Raw genomic sequence first — 14,399 nt, 5'->3', positions numbered from 1 at the left:
ATTTTTAATTAAAAGAGCTACCTTTTAACTTGTATATACAAATAATTTAAGCTAAGTCAGACCATGCTAAATTGAATTTACGTAAGTATTTTTGTAATCGAGTTGAGTCATTGGCTTGTGCTTTTTTGGTACGACTCACATCAAATAATTCACGACCAGCTGAGGCCATGCTTGAATGCTGCTCACAGATACTAAGCACATAATTTAACTGAGCAATATCAAACTGATCTAAATTCGCTATTTGCTCTTCTGACAAATAGTGAACAAGGCGATTAGAGGCTTTAGGTTGCACATTAGATTGCCATGAGTCTTGTAACCGTGCGATTTCGTCATTAACATCACTCACGGTGATACGCGAAGAGCTCGCTAAAGTACATAAACGAGTAATTGCAGAGCTTAAATCACGAAAGTTTCCACGCCATACCGCTCGCTTCGACATAGCAAACTGCTCAAACAGCTGCTTTGCTTCTTTATTGAATTGAATTCGCTGCCCACTTTTTTGCTCAAATAAACCCATTTCATAGTCAATGTTGGCTGGTATATCTTCTTTTCTGTCTTTTAATGCCGGCAACTGATAGCTCCACAAATTGATACGCGCTAATAAATCTTCACGAAACAGCCCTTTTTCGACTTCGGCTTTTAAATCTTTGTTAGTGCCAGCTATGAGTTGAAAATCACTCGCAACAGTTTGATCACTGCCCACTGGATGAAAGGTCTTATTTTCAATTGCGTGTAACAGCATTGCTTGTTCTTCTAAACCAAGCTCGCCAATTTCATCTAAAAACAGCACACCATTATTTGCAGTTAGTAAGTAACCGCTTCGCTCTTTTTGAGCACCTGTAAAAGCTCCTTTTGTGTGGCCAAACAAAGCAGCCATGGCATTTTCACCACGTAACGTGGCGCAGTTAACCGACACAAGCTCACCTTTTAAAATGGCGCGCTTCTTTTTCAGTTTATAAATTCTCGTTGCCAACTGGCTTTTACCAGCTCCCGTAGGGCCCGTCAGAAGCATAGGATCATCTGAACGAATAGCCACAACTTCAATCTGCGCAATCAACTTATTGAATGCACTGTTTTTAGTTTGAATACCGCCTTTTAAAAATGCATTACCTTCTAAATGCTCTTTATCAAAACGAGTGGCAAGTTGATCATACTTAGATAAGTCCAAGTCAATAATTTGAATCTTACCTGTCGCTTTATTTTGATTATGCTTATCGGGTGATGTTTGAATTAAACGCCCAGGAAAATGACCACTCTCGGTTAATAAGAAAATACATATCTGCACAACATGAGTGCCAGTCGTGATATGAAAAAAGTAATCGTGCTGATCAGTATCAAAACGCTGTTGATGACACCAATCATAAAGCTTGGCGTAAACCTCTTCAAAATCCCAAGGGTCTATAAAGTTAATATTTTCAAGGCATACCGTGGTTTCTGGGGAAATCGACTCAATATCTACTGCAACATTATTCGCTAAACGCGAGCTATGAGTGTCATGCATCATATACAGCTTATTAACGATGAACTCTTCTTGACTACATAAACTGACATTGGGTCGCCATCTTGCCCAACGGTCTACGCGCTTACCCACATAGTCTAATTGAGTTCCGAGAATACTCACCACAATCGTACTTTTCAAAATATATCCTTATAGATAGAAACCATATCTATTTAAATACCAAATAACACTATCGTCAAGTGCCTCATCACACAGCACAAACTACAAAAACAGAATAAAAAGCATAAAAATCATTGTTTTAAAAAATAAAAAACACTCTTTTTTAGTTGTGGCACAGCTCTTGGAATAGAGAAGTGTGATTAATTAGGAGTGATTCAAATATCACCCTGGTGCGTGACACACTGTGAACACGTATGCCTAATCACAAAACTATTAATGTAGCTCAGAGGTAGAGCAGCGAAATGATTTCGTCGGTCATGGGTTCGATTCCCATCTTAATACTATAAGTAGCTCAAACAGGTAGAGCACCAAAACCAATTTGGATGTTGCGGGTTCAAATCCCGCCTTAGTCAAAATCGTAACTTTAAATGTTAGTAAGTCGTTGTTTGCGCTGACTGATAAACGCTTAAGCATGAACGATAACAGCAAGCCGGATGCTCCCTGTTATTGCGACGCCCAAAGCCTTTTTCAGTTAACAAATACACACTTGCTAACAATCAATAAGGAAATAGAACATGTTAAGAAAAACACAATTAGTAGCAGAGAACCAAAGAGTGCTCGTTTTTAAAGACCAGCAACTAACAGACGTGTTAATGCCAGGAAAGCACCGTTATTGGGATTTTCACAAGCAGCTTGAGTTTGTCACCTTTGATATTAACTCGCTGTATTTCTCAGAGCGAAATACCGAACGTTTGTACCGCAATAACCCAATCTTGCAACAGCATATAAGTCACTGGAAACTTGAGAGCAACGAACTAGGTATGTTGTACGTTGATGATTTACTACAAGGGATCGTCGCTCCTGGTGAGCACTTATATATTTGGCAAGATGCAGGGACTATAAAACTTGAACGAATTACTCTCAACAGCACTCAAGCGGTGCCTGAGCAATTATTAAATTTAGTTAATCGAGCAGGTGCAAATAGCGCAACTCGCTTAATTAGAAGCGAAAAAACAGTCGCAATCAAACCGATTGCCGAGTTTAAAGTCGCGAAAGAGCATGTAGGCTTACTTTACATTAACGGCCACTTTATTGGGAAGTTGCAGCCAGGCATTCATGCCTATTGGCAATTTAACCATGATATTGAAGTGAAATGTTATGACTGTAGAACACAAAGCGTAGAAGTATCTGGGCAAGAAATTCTCAGCAAAGACCGAGTTAGCCTGCGCATTAATTTAACTGCCAATATCAAGCTGATGGATGCTGAGCTTGCAGCAAAGAGCGTAGATAAATTGGATGAATTCATCTACAAAACTCTACAACTAGCACTCAGAGAAGCGGTTGGTACAAAAACGCTCGATGATATCTTATTAGATAAATTGTATATCAATGAAACAGTGAAAGAGCTGGTGATTGAACAACTTAAGGAGATTGGTATTGCTCTATCTGGCGTTGGTGTAAAAGACATTATTTTACCGGGCGAGATGAAAGCCATTTTAAATCAAGTGGTCGAAGCGCAAAAAGCAGCTGAGGCAAATGTAATAAAGCGACGTGAAGAAACATCAGCAACACGCAGCTTACACAACACCGCGAAAGTAATTGACAACAATCCGACGCTAATGCGCCTTAAAGAGTTAGAGGCATTAGAGAAAGTCGCAGAAAAAATAAATAACTTAACCGTTTATGGCGGCCTTGAAGGGCTAATGAACGGGGTCGTAAAAATAGCCTAACAGGCTAGGACGAGTAAGGAATCAAATTATGTGTAATAACTACAACACAATCGAACAACAAGGACAGGTACCTATAAAGGCATGGACAAAAGGCGTACCGTTTGAAGATGCAGCTATTGCTCAGTTAAATAATATTGCGCAAATGTCGCTAGTTCATTCTCATATCGCGGTCATGCCAGATGTTCACATGGGCAAAGGCGCCACAATAGGTAGCGTCATTCCCTCTGTAGATGCAGTGATCCCCGCAGCGGTAGGTGTTGATATTGGTTGCGGCATGGTTGCAACTAAAACAACGTTAACGGCTTCGCAACTGCCCGATAATCTGGCGGCAATTCGTCATGCGTTTGAAGCTGCGGTACCACATGGTCGAACGGGCCGAGGTAGAGGGGCTCGCGACAGAGGTGCTTGGCATAATATTCCTGATGTTGTTGCAGGTGAGTGGCAAAAACTTGAGAAGCGGTTTGAAAAAATCTGCGCTAAGCACCCTGCAATTAAAAACAGTAATCATGTAAATCACCTAGGTACGATGGGCACAGGCAATCATTTTTTAGAGCTCTGCCTAGATGAAAACAATGCAGTTTGGATCATGCTGCACTCAGGTAGCCGGGGAGTTGGTAACCGCATAGGCACTTACTTTATCGAGCTGGCTAAAAAAGAGATGGAGCGTCATCAAATCAACTTACCTGATATGGATCTTGCGTATCTGAAAGAAGGAAGCGAATACTTTGATGACTATGTTGAGGCTGTGGAATGGGCGCAAGATTTTGCAGCTAAAAACAGAGAGATCATGATGTTTAACGCTATCAAAGCGCTTAAAAAGCAAATACCTATCGCTTTTGAAACCGCGGAGCTTGCTGTTAACTGTCATCATAACTATATCTCGCGTGAGCATCACTTTGGCAAAGATTGTTTTGTAACACGCAAAGGAGCGGTACGTGCACAAAAAGGTGAAATGGGGATCATTCCCGGAAGTATGGGAGCGCGCTCTTTTATTGTTCGCGGCTTAGGAAACCCAGATAGCTTTAATAGCTGTAGTCATGGAGCCGGCCGAGTCATGTCACGTACAAAAGCTAAAAAGGTCTTTAATATTCAAGATCAAATAGCGGCAACCCAAGGGGTAGAATGCCGCAAAGATGCTGCGGTGATTGATGAAATTCCGCATGCGTACAAGGATATTGAAAAGGTTATGGCAGCACAGCAAGACTTGGTTGAGGTTGTACATACACTAAAGCAAATAGTCTGCGTAAAAGGATGATAATGAACTATTTAATAATTGATGGTGCACAAGGTGAAGGCGGAGGGCAAGTACTTCGCACCGCCCTCACCTTATCAATGTTAACCAAGCAAGCCATTGAAGTTGTTAATATTCGGGCCAAGCGAAAAAAGCCTGGCCTGTTACGCCAGCACCTAACCTGTGTGTTAGCAGCACAACAAATCTGTGATGCCGAAACAGCAGGAGTTGAACTAGGCTCAAACCATATTCGCTTTGCGCCTAAACAAATAAAAGCGGGTGATTATCACTTTGCGATTGGCACAGCAGGCAGTACAACGCTTGTATGCCAAACTGTATTACTGGCATTAGCGACAGCAAAGCAGCCCTCTACCATAACCTTTGAAGGTGGCACACATAATGGCATGTCACCTTCACTGTGCTTTTTTGAGCACTGTTATTTGCCAGCTTTAGCAAAAATGGGGGTGTATTGTGAGCTCACTGTTACCAAGTATGGCTTTTATCCTGCCGGTGGTGGCAAATGGCAGTTAACCATTTACCCGTGTGAAACATTAAAGCCCTTTGCGCATTTTGCACAGCCAACGAAGGATGCCAAGAAGGCGATTAAAGTACTTGTTAACAAGTTACCGGGGCATGTTGCGAAGCGTGAAATTAGCACTGCAAAACAATACCTTGATTGGACAGGCGCTGAAACCACGATAACTCGTGTAGAAAGTATTGGAGCAGGAAACAGCTTGCAGCTACAGATAACATCAGACACCCATAACAGTATTTTTGAAGTTATTGGTCAACATGGTATTGCAGCACAAAAAGTGGCTCTCAAAGCAGTAGAGCAGGTTACACAATTTACCCAATCAGCAGCGGCAGTAGAAGAACATCTGGCAGATCAACTACTTTTGCCATTAGCTTTGGCCGGTAAAGGCGAGTTCAAAACCAGTGAACCAAGCTTGCACAGCTTAACCAATGCAGAGGTCATAAAAACGCTTTTGCATGTAAAGATAACGTTTACTCAGCTTGATGATAACCTTTGGCAGGTATCATTAACTGATACCTAATTAGGATGATCGGCAATGGAAAACACATTAAAACATGTTTATTTAGTCGGCGGTGCAGTTCGCGACAAATTGCTAAACAGAGCGGCAGCTGATCAAGACTTTGTTGTTGTGGGTGAAACACCAGAAACCATGTTAGCCCTAGGCTTTGAAACTGTTGGTAGTGATTTTCCAGTATTTTTACATCCAACCACCAAGCAAGAATATGCCCTCGCTCGCACTGAACGAAAGCAAGGTCGTGGCTACAAAGGGTTCACGGTGAATGCCAGTACCAGCGTAACTCTAGAAGATGACCTTGCGCGACGGGACTTAACTATCAATGCAATGGCGATGAGTGCCGATGGCGAGCTTATAGACCCATTTAACGGCCAACAAGATTTAAATAACAAGGTACTTAGACATACATCAGCCGCATTTGCTGAAGATCCATTACGTGTATTGAGAGTGGCTCGATTTTTAGCTCGTTTTGGTGAAAGCTTTAGTATACATCCTGATACCAAGGCATTAATGATGCAAATACACCAACAAGGTGAATTAGCTTATTTAACGCCAGAACGGGTTTGGAAAGAAACAGAAAAAGCACTTGCTGAGCCCCACCCTGAGCTTTACTTCAAGACGTTGTATGGTTTAGGTGTGTTTCCAGAAATAGATGCAATGAGTGGTGTTCCCCAACCAAAAGAACACCACCCTGAGGGCGATGTTTACACCCACACACTTTTAGTTTTGCAAAGAGCGGCTCAGCTAAATTTTGATGTAGAAACTCGCTTTGCCGCATTAACGCATGATTTTGGCAAGGCGACGAGCTTTGAGCTAAACGGCAATTTACATGGCCATGAACAACGCGGCGTAGCAGTGATCAAGGCGTTTTGTCAGCGTTTAAAAGTGCCTAAACGGTTTTATGAGCTGGCAGCATTAACCAGTGACAATCATACGCGTTGTCACAAAATCACACTGCTAAAACCAAAAACATTACATAAATTACTTGTCGACAAGCTAAATGCGCAAAATAAGCCTGCGCGGTTTTTGCAGTTTTTGGATGCGTGTCAGTGTGATGCGCAAGGACGGGGGCCAAGTTTTATACATCGGCCTTATGCGCAACGAACACTTGCACTGGATTTAGTAAAACAACTAAACAAGCTAGATAAAAAAGCACTTGTGCAACAAGCAATACGCCAAGGTAAAAGCGGCATAGCCATCGGAAAAGCAGTTCGCGAAGCAGAAATAAAGCAACTACGAGATTACCTCACAGAGCAAAGTAGTAAGGAAACAAAATGAATAACACAACAGCACACTCAGCAATCGATGACAGTGTAAGAGCTGAAATAATGCGACGCATAAAAGCCGCAGAAGCAGAACATAACGTTAAAGTGTTATTTGCTATTGAGTCGGGTAGCCGAGCATGGGGATTTGCAAGTCCTAACAGTGATTATGATGTGCGCTTTATTTATGCGCATGCTAAAGATTGGTATGTAGCAATTGATGTTGAAGAGCAAAGAGATGTAATTGAATACCCAATCGTCGATGAAATCGATATAAATGGTTGGGATATTCGTAAAGCACTCAAGCTATTCAGCAAATCAAATCCCGCGTTTATTGAGTGGATACAATCACCCATAGTCTATGTTGATGATGGCTTTTTTGCTGCACATGCAAAGCGACTAATGCCACAGATAGTGTCATCTCATAAAGGCATTTATCATTACTTGCATATGGCAAAAGGTAACTTTAGAGAGTATCTGAAAAAAGAGCGCGTTCCGCTGAAAAAATACTTTTACGTATTACGACCACTACTGGCGATTATGTGGCTCGAAAAATACGATGAACCAGCCCCAATTGAGTTTGATATACTAAGGGAGCTTGTCAAAGAGAACCTTGCATTGGATGCTGCGATTTCAGATTTGCTCGCCCGAAAACGGGTAAGCTTAGAAAAAGAATACGCGCCAGCTGTGCCTGTAATTAATGAGTTTATCGAAGCAGAGTTAACACGGCATGAAAACTACACAGCTAACGTAAAGAAGAAAGTCGTCGATTTTGATGCTTTAAATCAGTTATTTAAAGAAACATTAGCAAGATACAGTGAGTCCTAAAACTCACTGTATCTGTTTTTCTACAAGTATTGATTTACGACATCAACTAAAGTTTCAATGAGTGCCTCATCCATATATTGGTACTCGTCGGGTATATCGAGTACCTGAATCGGCTTGTATTGTAATAAACGGCTAAACTGCGCTTTAAGGCGTTGTTTATGCTTATGTTCCATTACAAAAATTATATCTGCCCAATTAATATCAGCAGTTGTTACCGTGTGCCTTGCTCGTGGGCTTGTACCTGCAGAGCGGGCTTTAATGCCATTGTATTGGTTGAATACCTTTTCTGCCGTTGGGCTACGCCATTGGTTACGGCTACATATAAACAGTAATCTTTCCATGTTATTTGCTAACCTTTTCCTTTGTGAGTCTGGCTAAATTCAGGGCCCTTAAACGTACGAATCGGATTACCCCGTTGCAGCTCATTGTGTTGTTGCCACCGCGACTTTTGCTGCTGGCTTGCAGCCTGCTGAGCTTGCTCTGCCAGTTTTTGCATTAGCAAAGCTCGGGCTAAACGCTTATTCGCATGCTGACTTCGTTCAGTCTCTACGCGAACAGTAATTCCTGTCGCAACATGGGTAGCACGAACAGCCGAATCAGTGGTGTTTACATGTTGGCCTCCCGCGCCACTCGCGCGGCATTGCTGAAAGCGGATCTCGCTATCAAATTTTTGCTCTGCTATTTCAAATATTTGACCGCCAAAGTACCAGTTTTTACGCTTATGCCTTGCTCTGAATGGGCTTTGACAAACCCACAACATCGAGCCATGCCATTGCTGCGCAAACTGTTTTAAAATTTGCGGCTCAGCGCCTGTTAATTCAAGCAATACCGATTTGTAGCAGCCTGAAAGCTCAGCTTGCTCTACTGCAAGAGTATTCACCTTAATAGCTAACGCTTTAGCATCACCCTCAAGGCGCTTAACAGCCATTGCCACCGCTTTACAGCACTCTAAAGGACCCGCCCCTGACGATAATTGCACTAAGATCATCCGCACGTTCCTTGTGTTTTAAAGGTAAGCACAGGCTTTAATTTGGCAATTACAGTAACCAGCCCAGCATCAACAAGGTCATCAATAACTGTTTGGCAGTCTTTGTAAGCTTGTGGTGCTTCATCATAAAGCAGCGTTTTATCATTACAGATCACCCTGCTACCAAACGCAGTGCGATATAAATCTTCCTTTTTAAACTTGTGACTCAAACGGCCTTGGCATTCTCCTCGCTTCCATTTGCGACCAGCGCCATGTGCAAGGGAGCGTAAGTTTACGTTTTGCTCAGCCGTTGGCTTAACTAAGTAACTGTAATCACCGCGAGAGCCCGGGATCATCACAGCCCCTTGATCGCTGGGTGTTGCGCCTTTTCGATGTAACCAGCCTGCTTGTCCTGCAATCTGTGATTGACTTACAAGGTTATGATTTACATCTAAAACCTGTTCGCCACCAGCGCGAATAGCTTGTAAAAAACGCCGTGCGATCAGTTCTCGGTTTAACTGTGCCCAACGCAGTGCTTCGTCATGTTTGGCCATATAACCTGTAAAGGCATCACTCACGACCTCCAGGCCATCATGGTTATGCTCTGCAATATGCTTAACCAAAATAGCTTGCCCTAAGCCTCTAGAGCCAGAGTGCACCAATAGCTGCAGTTGTTTAGGTTGTAGACCTAAAGCAAGCAAGGCTTGTTGATCAAACACCTCTTCAATCGCCTGGAATTCAGCGAAATGATTGCCACCACCTATGGTGCCAAGGGCGCTATCAAAACCAGTTTGTGTGATAGCTAGCTCATGTTTTCGCTCGCTAATCAATGTGTGCCAACTTTCACCTAGCGGCTGTTCAACATCGCTTAGGCGTTTTGCGAGCTTATCTACATTTAACTTGGCTAACTTAGTATTGGTTTGCCAAAGCGACATACCGCAGCCAATATCATTCCCCACTAAAGCGGGGTAAATTCTACCTTCTGTAAAAAAGGCTGCCCCAATGGGGTAACCTCGACCTGGGTGTAAATCGGGCATACCCGCTACAGCGTGCATACCAGGTAATTCAGAAGTTTTAATTAATTGTTGTATTGCTAGCCCTTCAATCCACGACTCTTTAGACGCAATAAGGCTAACGTTATCAGTAAGTTTTTGGACGGACTTGCCCATAATACCAATTCCTTTCTCTGCAATAGAAAAATGCTAACGAAAAATGATTTGGCAGGTCTTTGATTAATTGATCAGGCTTAGCTTTGAAAAGCTAATAAAGAAATAGCTTCGAGCTAGGCAAGAAAACGACCTGCAAAGGAACAAGTTGTATAAGTCATATTGTTTACTCCTCTACAGTGTGTGAATGGTTAAAATCGCGGCGATTGTAAACACCTTAAAAAGTGAAAGCAACTAAAAAATAATCAATCGTTGTTATTTACGCCCTTTTTAAATGTTCATCACAACGTGAAAAATGTGCAATTAAGCGCCTATGGGTTGTCATCTAGAGAAAATTTGAGCAATCTAAAAATGCCTTCAAAATAATAACAAGAGTAACTGCAAGGTTACTCAAAAAGGATGCCGCCATGCTCAAACACCGTATAGCTCGTTCACTCATCAGCCTACCACTGTTGATTGCTGCCCATGTCACTAGCGCAGCTGAACTACCACAAGCGATTGATGCCGCCTTTCAATCGGCGGTGAGTGCGAAAACAGTACCAGGCATTACTGTCGCAGTGGCCGATAAATCAGGAATAATCGCGGCAAAGGGTTATGGTTTTGCCGATATAGAAAACCAAGTTTTGATGAGTCCAGAGCATAAAGTTCGCATTGGCAGTGTTTCTAAACTTATTGCTACAGCTGCTATGATGCGCCTTTACGACAAGGGATTGATTAACTTAGACAAACCTGTAACCAACTATGTAACTAACTGGCCAGAGAAACACGCAACTTTAACACTCCGTCAACTCGCGTCACATACCGCAGGGATCCGCCATTACAAAAAAGGCGCCAATGAGTTTTTACTCAACAAATGGTATGGCGATATTGATAGCGCTTTAGCCATGTTTAAAGATGATCCCCTACTGTTTGAGCCGGGCACCAAACAGCAGTATTCAACATTCGCTTGGACATTAGTTAGCGCTGCGATGGAAGGCGCTGATCCGAAACGAAACTTTCGACAAATTATCGAACAAGAAGTCTTCGCGCCACTTAAGTTAAACGACACACATTTTGATGAGCAGTTTACTCTGATCCCACATCGAGCAAGACCTTATAGCGTTGATCAGGGCCGTTTAATTAACTCACCGCAGACCGATCACAGCTATAAATGGGCAGGTGGTGGCTTTATTGCAACACCAAGTGATATCGTCAAGTTTGCAGTAGCTCACACGCAGGGCAATTATCTAAAAGCAAACACAGTGGATGAAATGTTTACCCCTGCCAAACTCAATAATGGTGAACAGGTCAATTTTGGTATTGGTTGGATGACAGGTTTCAAAAACTATCAGCAAAGAGAAAAATACCAACATAATACTGAACTACAAGCATTGATGGCCGACATGCCACATGCTGTGATGCACTCTGGCGGTAGTATGGGTGGCATTACCATGACCATTATGTGTGTTGATCATCAACGCGCGGTGACTGTAGTTAAAAACGTCAATGGTGATAACAGCGCAGATGTATTTGCGCTTGCCCTACAAACCCTGAGCTATTATCACCAAGACCATTGATTGTTTAAGGCAGCTTAACTATAGCTGCCCTTGTAACCTCGTTTTTGTCTCTTTTAAGTAATCAGGGTAGGGATACGAGTCATCTGCAACAGCGATTGCAGCCTCGATTTGAACTAATGCTTGGCGAGTATTACCTTGCATTTCATAGCCATATGACAAAGCTGACAGTGCATACGCTGATTTTGGGTAGTTTTTGATATTGTACTTAAACACCTCAATAGCCCGCTCAAATTGCTGGTTATCCGTTAAGCTGTAACCCAGCATCCGAACAGCGCGGTCTGGTGGCGCTATTTGCTCGCCCCATTGCTGAGATAAACGTTGATAATAAACATCAATTGATGAAACATCATCGCCTAGTGCACTCAGAGGCATATGTTTAGATAAAAATAAGCCATGGTACGCATTAAATGCCCCAGCGGCTGAGGTTAGGTTATGCGAAACGCCTGCAAAGGCATCGCTCTTAAAGCGCAAATTTTGCACCTTACTATTTTGCACTGTTTGCTGCATATCATCGTATCTTTCGCGCATAATGCCGGCTTCTTCGCCGATATTCATATATACATAGCTGTTAATGCTTTTGGCTTTAGTAACAAAGGTATTTAGACTTTTAGCCGGGGCGCCATAGTTCCACCATACCGCAGGGCTATAAGCAATGTGCGCTTGAAATAACTCAGGGTCAGCCTGCATAGCATAAAGAGCAAATACACCCGCAGCTGAGGCTCCGGCAATAACTCTATAATCATGAGTACGATACTGTTTATTAACCAAAGGCATCAGTTCTTGCTCTACGAAAGCTAAAAACTTTGCTGCACCACCGCCTTCGCCAACAGGCCCTTGTGGTTCTTTGTTCACTGTCGGATAAAAATCTCTAAGTCGATTAGTGCTTTCAATTGCAACTACAATCACTTCTGGCGCTTGATCATTTTCTTGTAAGCGTTCAAGCACAGCATTAATCAATGGTAAATTACCGGCCCCATCTAAACGGTAAATAACGGGATACCTTTTGTTTGGATGTGTTTGATAGCTTTTTGGCAATTGCACAACGACAGTGCGTTGCTCACTAAGATTACTTGATTCGATAGTATGCGTATGTTGGCTGTAATTTGTAACCGCATCATCTGCATCTGGTTGAGCCATTACATGATTAGTACAGAGTAAAAAACCACTAATACAGAGTAACTTAAATAGTCGCACGACTTATCCTTAAGAAATATTGGTAATTTTTTAAGCTAACAGAATTGCAGGTACAAACAAAGATAACTTATGTACTTTTTTCGTAAAAAAGTACATGTAAGTCATTCTCTTACTAAAGCGTATGACGCAATATTTGCCCGGCGCTTTTACCCGTCATGCCATCCGGTGATTTAATGACTAAGCCGTTAATAATGACGTATTGAATTCCTTCTGCGTACTGATGAGGTGCGCTAAACGTTGATTTATCAGCAACCGTCTCAGGGTCGAGTATGACGATGTCAGCAGCATAGCCTTGTGCTATCACTCCTCGGTCAGTTAGGCCCATTCTTGCTGCAGGTAAGCTGGTCATTTTACGTATTGCATCCGGTAACGAAATCACCCCTTGTTCACGCACATAATGACCAAGTACTCTGGGGAAGGTGCCGTATCCTCTTGGATGGGGGTTGCCTTTACCAAGTTCTGAACCACCCGCATCGGTGGCAATTGCGGTAATTGGGTAAGCCATGATGTACTTAACATCATCTTCATTAATAGCGTGGAAGATCCCCTGAGCACCGCCATTTGCTTGAATTTCCATGGCAAGTTCAGCGGCTTCATCAATACTTTGCGCTCGCCCTTCACGTTTTAATACTTCAGCAAAGGTTAGCCCATCCCATGCAGGGTTTGCCGTATAATGCGCTATTTGCAGCCTTGCGGGGTCACCACCGCCTCTATCTTCACGGATATTTTTGATCAAGCCTTGTTTTATTTTTTGCCTTAACTCTGGATCTTGTAGACGCTTTTCAACTTCAGCTTGGCCACCAGCCAATGACCATGCAGGAAATAATATAGCAAATCGCGTAGAAGAAGCCGTGTAAGGATACTGATCGAGGGTGACATCTAAACCCGCTTTGCGAGCATCACGAATCATCTGAATAGTGTGCTTACTCTCGCCCCAATTTGGATGGCCAATCAGCTTATGATGAGAGATATGCACAGGAATACCGGTCTCTTTTGCAACATCTAGCACTTCATTCATCGCCATGACAATCTCTGCGCCTTCATCCCGCATATGAGAGGCAAAAAATCCATGCTGAGCATGAGCGGTTTCGGCAAGCACCTTTACTTCAGCAAAGTTTGAGTACACACCTGGAACATATTTAAGCCCAGTCGATAAACCAAACGCCCCCTGCTGCATCGCTTTATCGACCAGTGCTTGCATTGCTTTTAACTCATCAGCAGTAGCAAGTCGTTGATCTTCACCCATAACAGCTTTACGAACATCATTATGGCCAATTAATAAAGCTAAGTTAGGCCCTAGAGGTGAGCGCTCGGTTTGCGCAAAAAATTGCTTAAAGTCGACAGGAGAAAAACCACAGTTACCGCCCAAAATAGTGGTGATACCCTGCTGCACTAAATTATCAAGCCGAGGCTGCTCTGCAATTGAGCGCTCAGCATGGGAATGTAAATCGATAAAGCCCGGCGCTACAACCTTGCCATTGGCATCTATAACTTGTTGAGCTTTGTCAGCCGCCATATCACCAATTTTAGTGATCTTGCCGCTTTCAATACCAACATCTGCGTGAACCGCTTTGCCGCCACGACCATCGAGCAACATCGCGTTTTTGATGATGAGATCAAAAGATTGCCCATAAGCAATCCCTAAGCTGAGCACTAATACAGTCAATCCTATTGAGGTTAAAACACTGCGCTTTTTCATTGTTATTATCCTTAGCCTGAGTGTTTAACCATCCTAATCAATTGCAATACAAATTGCATCAGTGAACAGTAATTAAGCAAATTACAGGCACAAAAAAGC

At 42.7% G+C, this 14,399-nt stretch carries 12 protein-coding genes and 1 tRNA gene; 7 read left to right on the top strand and 6 right to left on the bottom strand.

The window, feature by feature from the left end:
- Positions 1-46: 46 nt before the first annotated feature.
- On the bottom strand, positions 47-1,639 hold the full coding sequence (gene rtcR / locus AUR67_RS15955; RefSeq protein WP_235591850.1) for an RNA repair transcriptional activator RtcR: 1,593 nt from the start codon (positions 1,637-1,639) through the stop codon (positions 47-49).
- Positions 1,640-1,889: 250 nt separating this feature from the next.
- Here rtcR and AUR67_RS21055 point away from each other — a divergent pair.
- The 6 genes from AUR67_RS21055 (at position 1,890) to AUR67_RS15925 (ending at position 7,718) form a co-directional block, all read left to right on the top strand.
- Positions 1,890-1,960, top strand: a tRNA-Ser gene (locus AUR67_RS21055).
- Between the two features lie 233 nt (positions 1,961-2,193).
- Positions 2,194-3,348 carry a slipin family protein gene (locus tag AUR67_RS15945; protein ID WP_058586009.1) on the top strand — a complete coding sequence of 385 codons (1,155 nt, stop codon included), beginning with the start codon at positions 2,194-2,196 and terminating at the stop codon, positions 3,346-3,348.
- Between the two features lie 28 nt (positions 3,349-3,376).
- Positions 3,377-4,603: an RtcB family protein gene (locus AUR67_RS15940; protein WP_058586008.1), complete on the top strand. Its 1,227-nt coding sequence runs from the start codon at positions 3,377-3,379 to the stop codon at positions 4,601-4,603.
- Between the two features lie 2 nt (positions 4,604-4,605).
- Positions 4,606-5,634 (top strand): RNA 3'-terminal phosphate cyclase, encoded by a 1,029-nt coding sequence (rtcA, locus tag AUR67_RS15935; protein ID WP_063124318.1) that lies wholly within the window; start codon positions 4,606-4,608, stop codon positions 5,632-5,634.
- A 15-nt stretch (positions 5,635-5,649) separates the two neighbouring features.
- Entirely contained in the window at positions 5,650-6,906 is a 1,257-nt protein-coding gene (locus AUR67_RS15930; protein WP_058586006.1) for a multifunctional CCA addition/repair protein, read from the top strand.
- A complete protein-coding gene (locus tag AUR67_RS15925; RefSeq protein WP_058586005.1) occupies positions 6,903-7,718 on the top strand; it encodes a DNA polymerase beta superfamily protein in 816 nt (271 codons plus the stop codon). Before AUR67_RS15930 ends, AUR67_RS15925 begins: the two co-directional genes overlap by 4 nt.
- A 20-nt stretch (positions 7,719-7,738) precedes the next feature.
- Here AUR67_RS15925 and AUR67_RS15920 read toward each other — a convergent pair whose 3' ends face one another.
- From AUR67_RS15920 to AUR67_RS15910, 3 genes are read right to left on the bottom strand one after another with little or no spacing between them, the layout of a single operon-like run.
- Entirely contained in the window at positions 7,739-8,059 is a 321-nt protein-coding gene (locus AUR67_RS15920) for a low molecular weight protein tyrosine phosphatase family protein (protein ID WP_058586004.1), read from the bottom strand.
- A gap of 8 nt (positions 8,060-8,067) precedes the next feature.
- Positions 8,068-8,706 (bottom strand): peptide chain release factor H, encoded by a 639-nt coding sequence (gene prfH / locus AUR67_RS15915; protein WP_058586003.1) that lies wholly within the window; start codon positions 8,704-8,706, stop codon positions 8,068-8,070.
- Positions 8,703-9,854 carry an RNA ligase RtcB family protein gene (locus AUR67_RS15910; RefSeq protein ID WP_058586002.1) on the bottom strand — a complete coding sequence of 384 codons (1,152 nt, stop codon included), beginning with the start codon at positions 9,852-9,854 and terminating at the stop codon, positions 8,703-8,705. The genes prfH and AUR67_RS15910 overlap by 4 nt, the downstream gene beginning before the upstream one ends.
- A 404-nt stretch (positions 9,855-10,258) precedes the next feature.
- On the opposite strand from AUR67_RS15910, the gene AUR67_RS15905 reads away from it, so the two are divergent.
- On the top strand, positions 10,259-11,407 hold the full coding sequence (locus AUR67_RS15905; RefSeq protein ID WP_058586001.1) for a serine hydrolase domain-containing protein: 1,149 nt from the start codon (positions 10,259-10,261) through the stop codon (positions 11,405-11,407).
- An 18-nt stretch (positions 11,408-11,425) separates the two neighbouring features.
- On the opposite strand, the gene AUR67_RS15900 is transcribed toward AUR67_RS15905, so the two are convergent.
- Positions 11,426-12,544 carry an alpha/beta hydrolase gene (locus AUR67_RS15900; protein ID WP_152996541.1) on the bottom strand — a complete coding sequence of 373 codons (1,119 nt, stop codon included), beginning with the start codon at positions 12,542-12,544 and terminating at the stop codon, positions 11,426-11,428.
- Between the two features lie 169 nt (positions 12,545-12,713).
- Positions 12,714-14,300 (bottom strand): N-acyl-D-amino-acid deacylase family protein, encoded by a 1,587-nt coding sequence (locus AUR67_RS15895; protein ID WP_058585999.1) that lies wholly within the window; start codon positions 14,298-14,300, stop codon positions 12,714-12,716.
- Positions 14,301-14,399 lie beyond the last annotated feature (99 nt).

The sequence above is a fragment of the Pseudoalteromonas sp. XI10 genome, from assembly GCF_001469895.1.
Taxonomy (GTDB): domain Bacteria; phylum Pseudomonadota; class Gammaproteobacteria; order Enterobacterales; family Alteromonadaceae; genus Pseudoalteromonas.
The sequence above is the reverse complement of the archived record's forward strand: the minus strand, read 5'-3'. Positions and strand labels throughout refer to the sequence as shown.

Bases quoted from the DNA above. Each gene is read 5' to 3' on its own strand.
- AUR67_RS15945 (WP_058586009.1), top strand. From the start codon at position 2,194: ATGTTAAGAAAAACACAATTAGTAGCAGAGAACCAAAGAGTGCTCGTT.
- AUR67_RS15940 (WP_058586008.1), top strand. From the start codon at position 3,377: ATGTGTAATAACTACAACACAATCGAACAACAAGGACAGGTACCTATA.
- rtcA (WP_063124318.1), top strand. From the start codon at position 4,606: ATGAACTATTTAATAATTGATGGTGCACAAGGTGAAGGCGGAGGGCAA.
- AUR67_RS15930 (WP_058586006.1), top strand. From the start codon at position 5,650: ATGGAAAACACATTAAAACATGTTTATTTAGTCGGCGGTGCAGTTCGC.
- AUR67_RS15925 (WP_058586005.1), top strand. From the start codon at position 6,903: ATGAATAACACAACAGCACACTCAGCAATCGATGACAGTGTAAGAGCT.
- AUR67_RS15920 (WP_058586004.1), bottom strand. From the start codon at position 8,059: ATGGAAAGATTACTGTTTATATGTAGCCGTAACCAATGGCGTAGCCCA.
- prfH (WP_058586003.1), bottom strand. From the start codon at position 8,706: ATGATCTTAGTGCAATTATCGTCAGGGGCGGGTCCTTTAGAGTGCTGT.
- AUR67_RS15910 (WP_058586002.1), bottom strand. From the start codon at position 9,854: ATGGGCAAGTCCGTCCAAAAACTTACTGATAACGTTAGCCTTATTGCG.
- AUR67_RS15905 (WP_058586001.1), top strand. From the start codon at position 10,259: ATGCTCAAACACCGTATAGCTCGTTCACTCATCAGCCTACCACTGTTG.
- AUR67_RS15900 (WP_152996541.1), bottom strand. From the start codon at position 12,544: ATGGCTCAACCAGATGCAGATGATGCGGTTACAAATTACAGCCAACAT.
- AUR67_RS15895 (WP_058585999.1), bottom strand. From the start codon at position 14,300: ATGAAAAAGCGCAGTGTTTTAACCTCAATAGGATTGACTGTATTAGTG.